Annotated in this window: 15 protein-coding genes; 8 read left to right on the forward strand and 7 right to left on the reverse strand. The window is 66.0% G+C overall.

Annotated features, from left to right (window positions below; genetic code table 11):
- Window positions 1-24 precede the first annotated feature (24 nt).
- From ACIPY2_RS13615 to ACIPY2_RS13625, 3 genes are read left to right on the forward strand one after another with little or no spacing between them, the layout of a single operon-like run.
- Complete coding sequence (locus tag ACIPY2_RS13615) at window positions 25-663, forward strand: SIS domain-containing protein (RefSeq protein WP_400266947.1); 639 nt, start codon at window positions 25-27, stop codon at window positions 661-663.
- A complete protein-coding gene (locus ACIPY2_RS13620) occupies window positions 660-2117 on the forward strand; it encodes a PfkB family carbohydrate kinase (protein ID WP_400266908.1) in 1458 nt (485 codons plus the stop codon). Before ACIPY2_RS13615 ends, ACIPY2_RS13620 begins: the two co-directional genes overlap by 4 nt.
- 33 nt (window positions 2118-2150) lie before the next feature.
- Window positions 2151-2846, forward strand: coding sequence for an SDR family oxidoreductase (locus ACIPY2_RS13625; RefSeq protein WP_400266909.1), 696 nt, complete (start codon window positions 2151-2153; stop codon window positions 2844-2846).
- On the opposite strand, the gene ACIPY2_RS13630 is transcribed toward ACIPY2_RS13625, so the two are convergent.
- Window positions 2815-3966 carry a glycosyltransferase family 9 protein gene (locus ACIPY2_RS13630; protein ID WP_400266910.1) on the reverse strand — a complete coding sequence of 384 codons (1152 nt, stop codon included), beginning with the start codon at window positions 3964-3966 and terminating at the stop codon, window positions 2815-2817. The genes ACIPY2_RS13625 and ACIPY2_RS13630 overlap by 32 nt on opposite strands.
- A 166-nt stretch (window positions 3967-4132) precedes the next feature.
- Between ACIPY2_RS13630 and rfaE2 the strand changes: the two genes are divergently transcribed.
- Window positions 4133-5662 (forward strand): D-glycero-beta-D-manno-heptose 1-phosphate adenylyltransferase, encoded by a 1530-nt coding sequence (gene rfaE2, locus ACIPY2_RS13635; protein ID WP_400266911.1) that lies wholly within the window; start codon window positions 4133-4135, stop codon window positions 5660-5662.
- Window positions 5663-5676: 14 nt separating this feature from the next.
- The gene (locus ACIPY2_RS13640) at window positions 5677-6711 is read left to right on the forward strand and encodes an NAD-dependent epimerase/dehydratase family protein (protein ID WP_400266912.1); all 1035 of its coding nucleotides are present in this window, start codon (window positions 5677-5679) and stop codon (window positions 6709-6711) included.
- Between the two features lie 17 nt (window positions 6712-6728).
- On the opposite strand, the gene ACIPY2_RS13645 is transcribed toward ACIPY2_RS13640, so the two are convergent.
- Window positions 6729-7808 carry an aromatic acid exporter family protein gene (locus tag ACIPY2_RS13645; protein ID WP_400266913.1) on the reverse strand — a complete coding sequence of 360 codons (1080 nt, stop codon included), beginning with the start codon at window positions 7806-7808 and terminating at the stop codon, window positions 6729-6731.
- Window positions 7809-7983: 175 nt separating this feature from the next.
- On the opposite strand from ACIPY2_RS13645, the gene ACIPY2_RS13650 reads away from it, so the two are divergent.
- Genes ACIPY2_RS13650 through ACIPY2_RS13660 form a run of 3 tightly spaced genes read left to right on the forward strand, consistent with a single transcriptional unit; the run spans window position 7984 to window position 9994 of the window.
- Window positions 7984-8994: a hypothetical protein gene (locus ACIPY2_RS13650; protein ID WP_400266914.1), complete on the forward strand. Its 1011-nt coding sequence runs from the start codon at window positions 7984-7986 to the stop codon at window positions 8992-8994.
- Complete coding sequence (locus tag ACIPY2_RS13655) at window positions 8991-9422, forward strand: phage holin family protein (protein WP_400266915.1); 432 nt, start codon at window positions 8991-8993, stop codon at window positions 9420-9422. Before ACIPY2_RS13650 ends, ACIPY2_RS13655 begins: the two co-directional genes overlap by 4 nt.
- Window positions 9419-9994, forward strand: a complete 576-nt coding sequence (locus ACIPY2_RS13660; RefSeq protein WP_400266916.1) for a DUF3618 domain-containing protein — start codon at window positions 9419-9421, stop codon at window positions 9992-9994. Before ACIPY2_RS13655 ends, ACIPY2_RS13660 begins: the two co-directional genes overlap by 4 nt.
- An 84-nt stretch (window positions 9995-10078) precedes the next feature.
- Here ACIPY2_RS13660 and ACIPY2_RS13665 read toward each other — a convergent pair whose 3' ends face one another.
- The 5 genes from ACIPY2_RS13665 to ACIPY2_RS13685 all read right to left on the reverse strand — a co-directional run bounded on the left by ACIPY2_RS13665 (window position 10079) and on the right by ACIPY2_RS13685 (window position 13764).
- Window positions 10079-10678, reverse strand: coding sequence for a hypothetical protein (locus ACIPY2_RS13665; protein ID WP_400266917.1), 600 nt, complete (start codon window positions 10676-10678; stop codon window positions 10079-10081).
- Between the two features lie 53 nt (window positions 10679-10731).
- Complete coding sequence (locus ACIPY2_RS13670; RefSeq protein ID WP_400266918.1) at window positions 10732-11313, reverse strand: hypothetical protein; 582 nt, start codon at window positions 11311-11313, stop codon at window positions 10732-10734.
- A 46-nt stretch (window positions 11314-11359) separates the two neighbouring features.
- Entirely contained in the window at window positions 11360-12142 is a 783-nt protein-coding gene (locus tag ACIPY2_RS13675) for a hypothetical protein (RefSeq protein WP_400266919.1), read from the reverse strand.
- Window positions 12139-13119: a hypothetical protein gene (locus ACIPY2_RS13680; protein WP_400266920.1), complete on the reverse strand. Its 981-nt coding sequence runs from the start codon at window positions 13117-13119 to the stop codon at window positions 12139-12141. The genes ACIPY2_RS13675 and ACIPY2_RS13680 overlap by 4 nt, the downstream gene beginning before the upstream one ends.
- A gap of 156 nt (window positions 13120-13275) precedes the next feature.
- The gene (locus ACIPY2_RS13685) at window positions 13276-13764 is read right to left on the reverse strand and encodes an inorganic diphosphatase (RefSeq protein WP_397326564.1); all 489 of its coding nucleotides are present in this window, start codon (window positions 13762-13764) and stop codon (window positions 13276-13278) included.
- Between the last annotated feature and the right edge of the window lie 109 nt (window positions 13765-13873).

The following is a 13873-nucleotide window of genomic DNA, read 5'->3' on the forward strand; positions in this document are numbered from 1 at the left end:
AAGAGCCCGGCAAACCTCAAATCCGTGCCCGATACCGTCCCCGCGGGCTGGACCGGGCCTGACCACATCAACCCCGAAGTCACCACCCATCTGGACAACGTCCTCCCAGCCCTCGAATCACTGCGCTCGCAGGCCGGCCGGCTCTCAAAATGGGGCACGGAGCTGGCCAACAGGCTCCTCGCCGGGCAGCGCTTGCTTGCGGCGGGCAACGGCGGATCCGCGGCCGAAGCCCAGCACCTGACTGCTGAGCTCGTAGGGCGGTTCGATGCCGAAAGGGCACCGTTCTCTGCCATTTCCCTGCATGCGGAGTCTTCCGCGGTCACGGCGTTGTCCAACGATTACGGCTATGACGAGGTCTTCGCCCGCCAGGTCCGGGCCCATGGCCGCTCCGGGGATGTGCTGGTTCTTCTCTCTACCAGCGGCCGCAGTCCCAACCTCCTCAGGGCAGTCCGGGCGGCCAGCGAACGCGGAATCGCCACGTGGGCGCTCACCGGACCGGGTCCCAACCCGCTCTCCGAAGCCTGCGACGAGGCCATCACCGTTGAAGCCATCTCCGCCAACGCCCAGGAGGGCCACCTGATCGCTGTCCATGCGGTATGCCGTGCCTTCGACGCGGAGGTAGCCCGCCGGACCGGATCATCCGGGCGGGGAGTGCAGCCGTGAAAGTGACCGTGGTGGGCGACCTGCTTCTGGACGTCGACATTAACGGGACCGCGACCCGGCTCAGCCCGGACGCGCCTGTTCCCGTGGTGGACGTGGCAGGCGTCCGGCGTCGGGCGGGCGGGGCGGGTCTCGTGGCCACGCTGCTGAAGCGCGACGGCCATGACGTCACCCTGGTCACCGCTGTATCCAACGACGACGGCGCAAGCCACCTCCGGCGGGCACTCTCCGGTGTAGCGCTGCTCGCCGGGAGCCCGATGGCTCCGACGCCCACCAAGACGAGGGTCCGCATCGGTTCGCATCCGATGGTCCGTTTCGATGAGGGGTGCGCCCCTGCAGCTGTTCCGGAATGTACTGCGGAGATGAGGGCTGCAATCGAGTCCGCGGACGCAGTTGTGGTGGCGGACTACGGCCGTGGCATCACGTTCAACGAGGACATCCGGGCCGCTCTGGCAAATGCTGCCAGGAGGGTGCCGGTGGTGTGGGACCCCCACCCCTCCGGCTCCCAGCCCGTGACAGGCGTGGCTGCGGTGACACCCAACCTGGTGGAAGCACGCGCGTTGTCTAAAGCTGCCGGTTTGGACGATGCCGGCCTTGATCCAGCCGGTCTGGACCAAAAAGGGAAGCACGTGGCGGAATCGGGCCGGCAGCTGCTGGAACATTGGCAAAGCAACGCCGTGCTCGTGACCAAGGGCGAAGCCGGAGCGGTGCTGGTCCAGGCCGGTGGGTCCGTGGACGTCCCGGCTCCCCGGACCTCGGTGGACGACCCCTGTGGCGCGGGTGACCGTTTGGCCGGGAGCCTGGCGGTGTACTTGGGACTCGGCCTTGGGTTGGAGGATGCGGCAACGCGGGCAGTCTCGGACGCCTCGGCTTTCCTGGCTGAAGGCGGCGCTGCATCGCTCATCGTCGACACGGACGCCATGGAACCGGAGCACCCGGCCCCCGCGCCCCCACCGGACAAAGTGACCGCCGTCGTCGAACTTTTCGGCAAGCAGCCAAACGGGCCCGACGGCGTCCATTTCGCCCAAGCGGTCCGCGGCAAGGGCGGAACAGTGGTGGCCACAGGGGGTTGCTTCGACCTCCTCCACGCCGGTCACGCCAGGACCCTTGCCGCTGCCCGGGAGATGGGTGACTGCCTCATCGTGTGCCTGAATTCCGACCAATCCGTCCGACGCCTCAAGGGAGCGCACCGGCCGATCGTCAGCATGGAAGACCGGGCCGAACTGTTGCTCGCATTGTCCTGCGTGGACGCCGTGGTGGTCTTCGAGGAGGACACCCCGGAGGAATGCCTTGCCCGTATCCGGCCCCGTGTGTGGGTCAAGGGCGGGGACTACCAACCCGATGAACTGCCGGAAGCCCGGCTGCTGGCCACGTGGGGAGGGCAATGCGTCACCGTGCCTTTCCATCCGGCCAGATCGACCAGCGGCCTGGCGGAAGCACTCGCCAAGGTCGGCTGAACCTGTACAGAACCGCCTAACGAAAGGAACCGCATGAACACGCAAACAGTTGGCCGCGTCATCGTTACCGGAGGCGGCTCCGGCCTGGGAGCTGCGATCGTGGAAGCGATCAGCAACGCGGGCGGCACCCCGGTGGTCTTCGACCGGGACGTCAGCAACGTCTCCGGCGCGAAGGCCCTGGAAGTCGATGTTTCCAACCGCGAGGCCGTGGAAGCGGCAGTGAAGGAAGCAGCCGAGAGCCTTGGCGGCCTGGACGGCGTAGTAACCGCTGCCGGCATCGACCGCTGCGGAAAGCTGGGCGACGTAGCTGCCGAAGAATGGGAAAAGGTTATTGGAGTGAACCTCCTGGGCACCGTTTCCACGATCCGGGCCGCCCTGCCGTACCTGAAGGAGTCCAAGGGGCGGGCCATCACCATCGCCTCCACGTTGGGCCTTCGCGCCCTGCCGGATGCCACTGCCTACTGCGCCTCCAAGTTCGGAGTGATCGGTTTCAGCCGGGCGCTCGCCGCGGAAACCGGCGGCGTCATCGGCGTGACCACCATCATCCCGGGTGGCATGAAGACGCACTTCTTCGACGACCGCGACGAGCAGTACAAGCCGCAGGACGACTCCAAGCTGAACGATCCCGCGAACGTGGCGCAGGCGGTGGTGTTCGCCCTCTCGCAGCCTTTCGGCAGCGAGGTCCGCGAACTCCTCATTACCCCCGCAGAAGAAGGCTCGTGGCCGTAAGGTCCCGCACGTCCTGAACAACGTCGGCCACGGCGATGCCCTCAATGAGGGTGTCGTCGTGGCCGCAGTGCGGAGCGGTCCAGCCAACCTGGGTGACGTCGGCACCGCACGTGGGGCACCGGGTCACCCACGACATGTGGATCCGGTGCAGGCTCCGGCCCCGCGCCCCGGCATTGAAGACATTGCCCACCCAAAAAATTCCCACAGTGGGTGTGCCGAGCGCCTGGGCAAGGTGCCGGGGTCCGCTGTCGCTGGCGAGCATCACGGTCGCTTCGTCCAACAGCGCCGCCAGTTCGCCGAGCTCCAGTTCGCCCGCTACCGATCGCACGGCTTCACGGTCCTGCTCCGGACTCCTCGCTTGGGCGAGTTCGGCCACTTCCTGGGCCAAGGCCTTCTCCGAGTTGTCGCCCACCACCAGTACCTGCGCGGCTTCCGCGGCGAGGCCCGCCGCTGCATCGGCAAAGTACGACGCCGGCCAGCGCCTTCTGGGATCGGTGGCACCGGGGTGGATGACCACCAGGGAGGAGCGCCGGGGATCCTTCAGCCCGGCGACGGCCTGGACACATTCCGCTTTCGGCTTCAACAGCGGCGGGATGATGGTGGGCGCACCGGCCAATCCAACCGTCTCGAACCAGCGGTCGGGCTCGTTTTGGTAGTAGATGTAGGCAAGGTTGCGCTCAAGGTGCTGCGCGTCCGGGGTTCGCGTCCCCACGGTGTGCCGGGCGCCGAGCTTCAGCAGGAACGGGTTGGAGAAGCGGCCGCCGCCATGCATTTGGACGGCCAGATCGAACTTCCTCTCCTGCATGTCCTCGAAAAACGCTGCAAGCGCTTCCGGATCTTCGTCCCCGTCCCGCACGCCGTTCGCGAACGGCAGTATTTCCACGCTGTCCACGGGCCCATCCGTCGCGGCAGCCAATGCTTTGTGGATGGGAGTGCCCAGAAGGGTCACCTCTGCGTTCGGATAGGCGGCCTTCAAGGCACTCAGGGCTGGATACGTGTAGATAAGGTCGCCCAGGCCCCCGCCCCGGAGGACGGCGATGCGTTCCACGCCCGTGAACTTGTCCAGAACGGGGCCGACACCTGATTCGAGCGAGATGTTCGTTTCGGGTGAACTGTCCATGGATACGGCCCTTTCGTGGAGAGATCGGGGCTTCGCCGCGGCTGCTCCGTGGCGCCGGCGGGAAGCTCAGTGCCCGATTGGAAAACTGCTGTCTCGGCGTGTGAAGCCCAAACTGCTGGGTACCTGAGGGGAGCAGGAACTTGCCGCCTCAACCGGAAGGTACCCCATGGCACGCCTCTCCAACCAAGAAGGTCTGGCCGAATGGTTGCCGGGCCGTTTGGCCGAAGAAAACCCCGTGATCACCGTGATTGGTGATGCAATCCTGGACGGCTGGTGGGATGGGCTGATCGAGCGTTTCTGCAGGGAGGCTCCCGCCCCTGTGGTCCAGGTGAAGCGCCGCGACTTCGCACCCGGCGGCGCGGCAAACACCGCCGTCAACCTCGCAGCCCTGGGTGCCCGGGTGCGCTTCGTCTCCATCGTCGGTGAAGACACGGCGGGGCAACAGCTCAAAGACCGGCTTGTTGCGGCCGGTGTGGACGTCACCCAGGTAATCTCCCATCCGGAAATGACCACCACTACCAAGTTCCGTGTCAGCAGCGCAGGCCAGGTCATGCTGCGCCTGGACGACGAGGCGGAGCGGGTGCCGGCCGACGCCCTCCGGAGCCTGGCCGAGGCCATCCCGGGATCCTTGGAGGGTTCCGACGCCGTGATCCTTTGCGATTATGGTGCCGGCGCCCTGGAGGGCGAAGTCCGGGATGCGCTCCTGAAAGCTTTGGGTCCGGCCGCGGACAACGGCCCCGTGCGCAGGAACGAACTGGTTGTGGTGGACGCCCACCATCCGGGCCGTTGGGCCGGACTGATGCCGGACCTGGCTACGCCCAATGCACAGGAAGCGGCGTTGCTGCTCGGCGTCGAACTGCCTGGCGGCGCCGCCAGGTCGCCCTTTGTGGAGGCCCACGCCAACCAGCTCCTCGCTGCATCAGGCGCGGCCGCCGTCGTCGTGACCCTGGACCGCGACGGCACGCTGACGGTGCGCGTGGACAACGAAGGCAATACCGTTACCCACAGGACATGGGCCCGGCCCGAAACCGAGAAGCAGGCCTCCGGCGCCGGCGATACCTTCGTGGCCGGATTGACCCTGGCACGGGCGGCCGGGCTGCCGCTGACCACCAGCGTCGACCTGGCCCAGGCGGCGGCTGATGTGGTGGTCCATCGGCCCGGGACGTCGGTGTGCAGCACCGAGGAACTGGCCCGGCACTTGCGCGAATTCGCCGATACTGCGCTGAGCGACACTGAGCTGGCCAAGCAGGTCGAAGCCCACCGCCAGGAAGGCCGCAGGATCGTCCTCACCAACGGCTGCTTCGACGTACTGCACCGTGGCCACACCCGGTACCTGAACCAGGCCAAGCAACTCGGCGACGTCCTGGTGGTGGCCCTCAACAGCGACTCCTCCGTTCGCCAACTCAAGGGCCCCGACCGTCCGGTAAACCATGAAGCCGACAGGGCAGCCGTGATCGCGGCCCTGAGCTGCGTTGACCACGTGACAGTGTTCGACACCCCCACTCCGATTCCGCTCATCGAACTCCTGCGGCCTGACGTTTACGCCAAGGGCGGCGACTACACTCCGGAGATGCTCGCGGAGACCGAGGCCGTGGAACGCTGCGGCGGAACCGTGACCATCCTGGACTACGTGCCCGAACACTCCACCACTGCCGTGCTGCAACGGATCCGCTCCACGGGCGAACCCACCACTTGAGCAAGGAGGCGCGCATGCGCATCGTCATCACGGGAGCCACGGGAAACGCCGGCACCGCGCTCCTGAAACGGCTGCAGGCTGCCCGGTCACGGGAGGGCGCGGAGCTGGAGCTCGTAGGCATCGCCCGCCGCGCCCCTGACATGAAGGCGGCCCCCTACAACGGAGTCGAATGGCACACCCTGGATGTTGGTGACTACAAGGATCGCGAACGGTTGGAGGAGGTCTTCGCCGGGGCGGATGCGGTGGTGCACCTGGCATGGCAGATCCAACCGAACCACAACCGCAAAATCCTCCGCCGCACCAACGTAGCCGGCACCGCCCACGTGCTCGGCGCGGTGAAGAACGCCGGCGTGGGACACATTGTGTGCGCCTCCTCGGTGGGTGCATACTCTCCGGCTCCCAAGGACCAGCGCACCAAGGAAAGCTGGCGGGCGGGGGGCATCAAAGGCTCCCACTACAGCGTGGACAAGGCAGCCCAGGAACGGCTCCTGGACAACTTCTCCCGGAAAAACCCGGAAATCGTGGTGGCACGGCTGCGGCCGGGGCTCATCTTCTGGTCCGATGCCGGAAGCGAGGTGGGCCGCTACTTCCTGGGCAGGCTGCTGCCGCGCCTGATCCCACGCAAACCGTGGCTGCCCATCCTGCCCCTGCCCAGCGAGCTCGTGTTCCAGGCGGTGCACGCTGACGATGTGGCGGATGCCTACTGGAGGGTTGTGCAGCAGCGGGCCGAAGGCGCTTTCAACATCGCTGCCGAACCGGTCCTGGATCCCAACGCGCTCGCGTGGATCCTGAAGGCCCGGCGGTACATGCCGTTGCCTCTTTCCGTGCTTCGCGCCGTCGTCAGCGCCACGTGGCGGTTGCGGCTGCAGGTGACGGACCCTGGTTGGGTGGATATGGCCGCCGGCGCGCCGATCATGGACACGGGCCGGGCCCGGAGCGTGCTGGGGTGGATGCCGCACAAATCGTCGCTGGAGGCGTTGACGGAGATCCTCGACGGGCTCGGTGGGGGAGTCGGCCGCCCGGCTTCACCGCCACTGAAGCCGCGCTGACCCTTCCGGCGCGCTGGCTACTCCGAGGACAAGACCGTAATCATGCGGCGCAGGCTCATGGCCACCGATGCTGCCGCGTTTACGGAAGCCTGGCCCGCGGCGGCTTCATTGATGGCGTCGCTTAGGTCCGCGATCTGCTCCCGGGCTTCGGCCAGGCCGTCCTCGAACCCGTGCGCTTCGCCGTTGCGCCACAACTCAATGACGTCGCCCACGGACTCAAGGGCGGCGGCGAGGTGGCTGCGGACGCCATCGGGAATCACCGTGTCCGCGCCCTCCTCCCAGATCACGCTCGCCAGTACGTCGGTGATGTCCTGGACATGGAACGTCAGCCGTTCCATGGTCCGCAAACCTGCAAGGTCACCCGGCAGGCGGCCCGCACGACGCCGGGACCTGGGGTTCGCTTTGGCGCTGACTTCCGCTTCATGGACCGCAGTCCGCACCCCTGCCGCCGTCGTGGACAGTTCGCCGCTGCGGCTTGCCCAGGCCTCGTGGTCCGGAGGCCAGGACTCTTCCATGGCCCTGGCCATGTCCGTGAGTTGACGGGAGAGGGCGCTCCGGTGGCCGGCCAAGGCAGGGTCCACGCCCTCCAGATGCAGGGGCGGAAACACCAGCCAGTTCACCGCCAGTCCCACAGCCACACCCATGGCCATCTGAAGCACGTATCCAAAGGAGAAGCTCTCGGCATTCGAACCGCCCAGCACCAGGACGAACAGGGCGGCCATCGGAATCCAGTCGGACGCAGTGCCGAGCCTCGGCAGGCCGCCGATGAGGACGCCGAGTCCCACCACCAAGGCAACCGAGAAGGTGGTGGGGGAAGCGAAGGTGGTGACGGCAAAGGCCATGCCGATGCCTAGCGCGAGGCCAAGCAGGCTCTGCAACCCGTGCTTGGCGCTCGCAGCAACAGTGGGGTGCATGCTCACCAGGGCGCCGAGGGGAGCGTAGTAGGGGTAGGCGGCGGCCGGTCCGGGCATATAGGGCGCCAGGAACCAGGCCACTCCTGCGGCCAGGGCAGTTTTCGCGGCAAACAGGAGCCTGCGGCGGGTCACGGTTTTTCGAAGCGCGGAGATCAGCCGCTGCCTGTTGGGCATGTGGCTCATGGCTCCAACGTAGGCAGGTCTTCCGCTCCGTGTCGAGCCGGGAGGTGCATCCCAAGATCAATCGAAATTTGTGTGATTGAACCCGCGGCAACCGGGTACACACCCAAATGATAGTAACGAGCCTTACTATCCCGGCTGCTGTCCGCAGCCTGCCAACTGTGGAAAGAGAGCGACAATGACTGAGAGCCAATCGCCGCAGGACGGAAGCTTCGCGGCGCCACGGAATGGGGTCCCCGCAGGGACCGAACCTTACTCCGGAAGCTACCTGGACTCGCCAGTTGAAATTGAAACGGATACTGCCGATACATCGACCACCGGCTACCAGACCGGCACCTCGGGATCGGGCACCTCGGGATCGGGCACTGTGGAAACCGCCAAGCAGGAAGCCGCGGGCGTAGCAGACACTGCCAAGGATGCTGCTAGCGGCGTGGTGGACACCGCCAAGGACGAGGCCGCCAACGTGGCCCACGAGGTCAAGCTCAATGCCCGCCAGTTGCTGACGCAGACCAAGGGTGAGCTCACCGACCAGGCAGCCACCCAGCAGCAGCGCGTCGCGGAAGGGCTCCGGTCCATCTCCGATGAGCTGTCCACCATGGCCAATGCTTCGAACAACGGCGGCGTGGCCACGGACCTGGTCCAGCAGGCTGCCGAGCGTTCGTCCTCCATTGCCCACTGGCTGGAGAACCGCGATCCAGGTTCGCTTCTCAATGAGGTCAAGAGCTTCGCCCGCCGTCGCCCGGGAGCGTTCCTCCTGTTGGCTGCCGGCGCAGGTGTGCTGGCCGGCCGGCTTGGACGCGGGATGGCGGACAACGCATCCGCCGATTCTTCCGGCACCGGAACCACCGCTCCACGCGCCGAGTACTACCCGAGCTCCGGAGGCGCTGTGCCGCCGCCCGCCGTCGACCTCCCCGGTCCGGACGCCACGACTGCCAGCTACGGCACCACGCCGACCACTGGCTACGGCACCACCGCCGGTGTCACCGCCGCCGGCGGAGCAGCCGGTTACGGCACGGGAACCACCGGTTATGACGCCACCACCGGAGCCTACGACGCCGGTACCACCGGCGGGCTGGAAGGGTCCACAGCCGCCTACCCGGAAACCACCGGAGGCACCAAGGCGCAGGGCGATCCGTTGGCAGATCCTCTGGATGATCCGGACAGCCCGGAATACGGAGGACCCCGATGAGCAGTCCGGCCGATCTGCCTCCCACGGAGGCTCACATCAAGGCGGAGACCGTTCCGCTTGGTGAGTTGTTGGGCGACCTGACGCGCGACGTCTCCACGTTGATGCGCCAGGAAGTGGAACTGGCCAAGGCCGAACTCAAGGAGTCCGCCACCAAGGCGGGCAAGGGCGCCGGAATGCTTGGCGGCGCCGCCTGGGCCGGCCACTTGGCCGTTGTGTTCCTGTCCCTCGCCCTCTGGTGGGCGCTTGGTCAACTGGTGGGCCTTGGCTGGTCCGCCGTGATCGTCGCCGTCATCTGGGGCATCATCGCCGCCGTGCTCGCGAGCATGGGCCGAAAGGAACTGAAGACCATCCAGGGCCTGCCGCGCACGGCCGAGACAGTCAAGGAAATACCTCCAACCCTTAAACCGAATACTGAGGAGACACGATGACGCAGAACCCCGACGCCCTGCGCGCCGACATCGAACAGACCCGTAGGCGGCTCAGTACGAACGTTGACGCCGTGGCTGACAAGGTCACCCCTTCGCACATCGTCAACCGGCGGGTGGACAAGATCAAGACTGCCGTCTTCGGCGCCCGGGACGACGCCCATGACGCAGCAGGCAACGCCGCCCACCAGGCACATGAAGCCGTTTCGGGTGTTGCCTCCGATATCGCCGATGCCCCGCAGGTCATCACGCGGAAGGCGCAGGGAAGCCCTGTTGCCGCAGGCTTGATCGCCTTCGGAGCCGGCCTGCTGGTCTCGGCCCTGTTCCCGCCTTCGGAAAAGGAGCGGGAAGCTGCCCAGGCAGTAAAGGAAGCAGCGCAGCCGCTCACCCAGGAATTGAGCCATGCAGCCCAGGAAGTTGCTGAGCACCTTAAGGAACCGGCCACCGAAGCCGTCCAAAACGTGAAGGAAACCGCCACTGAAGCGGCCGCAAACGTCAAGGACGAAGGCCAGGCGGCAGCTGCGGAAGTCCAGGATCGTGCCAACACGGCAAAGGACAATCTCGGCAACCAGTAGCTGGGCCGGCCTGCCGGACCGCATTCCTTGCCACCCCCTCACCGGGCAAGGAATGCGGTCCGGTTTTGCTTAACGCAAGACTGTTTAACGCACGTCCAGGATCAGCTGCAGCAGGCGGGCTGCGGCCGGTCGTGCCGCATGTTCCTCGGCCCATTGGGCGCGGGCCAGGGCTTTGCTGACCGCCTGGGTGGTGATCCCCAATTCCTGGGCGACCGTCTTTTGTTGTCCACGGACGCCGGGGGTCAGCAGATCAAGCACCCGCCATTCGGCCGCGCTCCGATGCTGGACAATGTGCCCGAGCAGACGCAGTACAGCCTCTGCCTCGGCAGCCTCGGCCGGGTAAGGCCCGTCCACGGCAACGGGGACACGTTCCTTGCCGTTGCGGAGCCGGTCCACGGCCCTCCGGGCATAGACAAGGCCGTGCCCGGACGCATCCCTGACCAGGTTGGGCAGGGGTTCGTTGATGGGTCCAACGCCGATTCCCACGTACCACTGGCCGCTGCGAAGGGCTATCAGGGCGCACTCCACGGCCTGGTGGGCGGAGTCGACTATGCCTTGCACTTCGTCTTCAACGGAACGGTCGAAGTCGAGCCGCGCCGGGATGTGCCGCAGGTCTTTCAACAGCTTGGGCACCAGGTCGCCGTCGCGCCGGCTGTCGCGTTGGTTGATGGTCAGGGTGAACATAGTGGAACAAATGCTACCGGCTGGTAGCCGCTCTGCAAGGGCTAATTTCCGTATTACGGGCGGGCTTGGCCGGCGGCTGCTGCCTTGGGATCGGGAACCGGCTGCCGGCCTTGCGCGAGACCCGAACGGCGGTCAATCGCCATGAACTTCGGGTCCCACGTATCGCCGGAGCCACCGCTGAACGCCGCCGCGATCACCATGACCACGAAGAAGGGGAAGAAGGACCAACAGATCGCGCGCCAGCCACCCAGCCAGGGTCCCGCCGTCGTGCCATCCGTGATCCGGACCGAGCGCATGCCCGCAGCGGCGTCCCCTACGCTCCCCGCGGTTCCCCAGATCATGCCGTAGGCGTACAGGCCCACGAACCAGAGGATTGCGTACAGCGCCAGCCAAAAACCGTCGTTGTATGCCAGGACTGATCCGCTGTTCATCATGGCGTTGCGGGCAACGGCCGCGATCACGGCCAGCACGGCGTACGCCGCCAGGAAAACGAGGGCATCCAGCACCCGGCCCCAGAAATGGGCGCTTCCGGAGGCTTTGACGTAGTAGGCGCCCGTGGACGTGTGGCGTCTGACAGGCCTGCCGGTGGCGGCATCAACCAGTCCGGTTGCGGTTTGTTGCGTTGGCTTGCTCATGCGGGGCTTTCGGTTCGACGGCGGTGGTTCGGCTTGGCCGGGTCGGTCATTCCAGTCCGGCGAGCCCACCCAGGATTCCCGCAAGCGTTGCCGCGGACGTTTCCTTGACTTCCAGTTTGACGGTTTCGCTTTCGCCTTCCACGCGCGGCGTCAGCACGTGCACGGCAGACGGGCGGGTGTACACCGTCACGGTGGGGAACTCGTTGGTGTCGGTGTTGAAGGCCACAACGTTGCTGGCGGCCTCGGTGTCAGCCAGCGCTGTGGCGGCGTATTCTTCGAAGCCCGTTTCCGTGTATACCGCGGGGTCGGAATCGCGCTGTGCTGCGTTCTTGGGATCAACGAATTCAACGAGCCGCGGAACCAGTTGGTCCCGGGTGACCACAGTGAAGCCGTGCAGGCCGCCGTCGTCGACTTCTTCCAGCAGCACGCCGTCCTCGTGGACGTAGCCGTAAAGCCAGCGCTTGCCCGTTGAAACGGTGCGCTCCACCGAGACAACGCTCTTGCCGCTGCGGCGCAAGGTCAGCGCGCCGGTGATCTCCTCGGTGGCGTGCAGGCGGGAAGGCTCCGTTTCGCCCTCGAAGATCACCGGATATACAAGTTCCTTGGCGAGGAGTCCACGCAAGGCCACGGCGCACATGAGTTCTTTGCTGGCGTCCTGGGAAGAAAGCCAGGGGAGTGCGACGATCTGCTCGTGCTGGACGCCATCCAGGGCAACAACTTCCTCGTCCGTCAGCGTTGGCAGGGCGGCACCCGTGGCACTGGCCGATTCAAGGACTTTGGCGGCAGCCTCAATGTCCCGCGCCGTCCATTTCATGGTGTTGGTGGTCATCCGAATATCCCTCCGACAAAGTTTCCGACTGACTTGGCGGCACTACCGACCCCGTCTGCCACCTTACTGCCTACGTCCTTGGCGAAGTTGCCCACCTCCCTTGCCCCGTCCGCGATGTAGCTGCCGGGATTCCGGGCGAAGTTGGTGATGGAGTCCCAGTTGTCGGCTACGAGGTTGCCCAAGGCCCAGGCTCCGGCAACGATGCCTGCACCGATCACGATCGGAGCGCCTACCGGACCGAGCATGGCCGCACCGCCCGCTGTCATCAGCATGATGCTGCCCACGCCGCCAACCACGGAGAGGCCGCCGGCAACGCGGTCGCCCGTACCGCGCCACCCATCGTGTTCGGGGCTGATCATGTCGCCGATGCCGCCCACGATGCTCAACGGCGCTGCCAGGGCGCCGGCCACACGAAGCCCCTTGGAGAACCTGCTCGCATCCTGGAACGCCTGGCTATAGGGGATGTTGGCTTTGAGGTCGGTGATGACGTCGGTGATCTTTTCGCCGTTGCGCAGGGCGGTCAGCGCGTCCCTCACCACGGTCCCGCCGGCACGCCAGTTGGTGAGCACTTCGCGGGTCTTGACCCATTCGTCATGGCCCAGCTTGCCGTATTTGTACGCCGTCCACAGCTGCGAGCCGAGTTCCTTGACGCCCATTCCGGTGTCGTACACGTCTTTGATGACGCCCACGGAGCTGCGCGAGGCGTCGTTGTTGCTGGCGAACTCCTGCTGGTTGGCGTTCTTCTTCAGCAGGCTCGCGTTGTCCCGAAGCATGTTGGCGGCTTGGACCAGGCTTTGGCGGTGCTGGCTGTTCCAGTCGTTCTTGAACATGGTGGCATCCCGGCCCTGCCAGGCGGTGGCCGAGTTGATGGCATTGGAGAGCTGCGCGCTTTGCATGTTGATGGCGTCGGCAGCTTTGCCCATGACGCCGGCCAGACTGCGAAGCTGTGCGATGTCCGCGCCGTAGAACCCGGCCATGTGGAACCCCCTGTGTGCAGTGAAAAGTCTTGTCCCAGCCTAGGCGTACCCGCAAAGTGCCGCGATGGGGAGCAGTGCCCATCGTTGCGTTAAAACACGACGGCGGGTGGTGCCGTCCCGTAGGGAACCGCACCACCCGCCGTCGTTGGGGAAGGACTAGTGGCCTTCGGCTGCGAAGCGCTTGATGGAAGCTTCCAGCTCGGCTTCGGCAGCGGCACGGTCGCCCCAGCCTTCAGCCTTGACCCACTTGCCGGGCTCGAGGTCCTTGTAGCGGGTGAAGAAGTGCTCGATTTCCTTGATCAGGAACTCGCTGACATCGCTGACTTCCTGGATGTGGTCAAAGCGTGCGTCGACCGGTACGCAGAGGACCTTGGCATCTCCGCCGCCGTCGTCGGTCATGTTGAAAACGCCGATCGGGCGGGACTCGACAATGACGCCGGGGTGAAGGTCGAAGTCCTGGAGGAGCACCAGTGCGTCCAACGGGTCGCCGTCTTCGCCCAGGGTGTTCTCGAAGAAGCCGTAGTGCGTGGGGTACTGCATGGAGGTGAACAGGACGCGGTCCAGGCGGACACGGCCGGTTTCGTGGTCAACTTCGTACTTGACGCGTGATCCCTTGGGGATCTCGATGGTCACGTCGTGCTTCATGGAATGCTCCTTGACGGTTCTGGGTGGGGCTTGGCTCCGCCCTGAAATGGAGGCCGCCACGGCTGGCGGTCCCCAGGCAGTCTGCTCAGCCCAGGGCTGGCGGCAGGCG

It is taken from the genome of Paenarthrobacter sp. NPDC089675 (assembly GCF_044749185.1).
GTDB lineage: Bacteria > Actinomycetota > Actinomycetes > Actinomycetales > Micrococcaceae > Arthrobacter.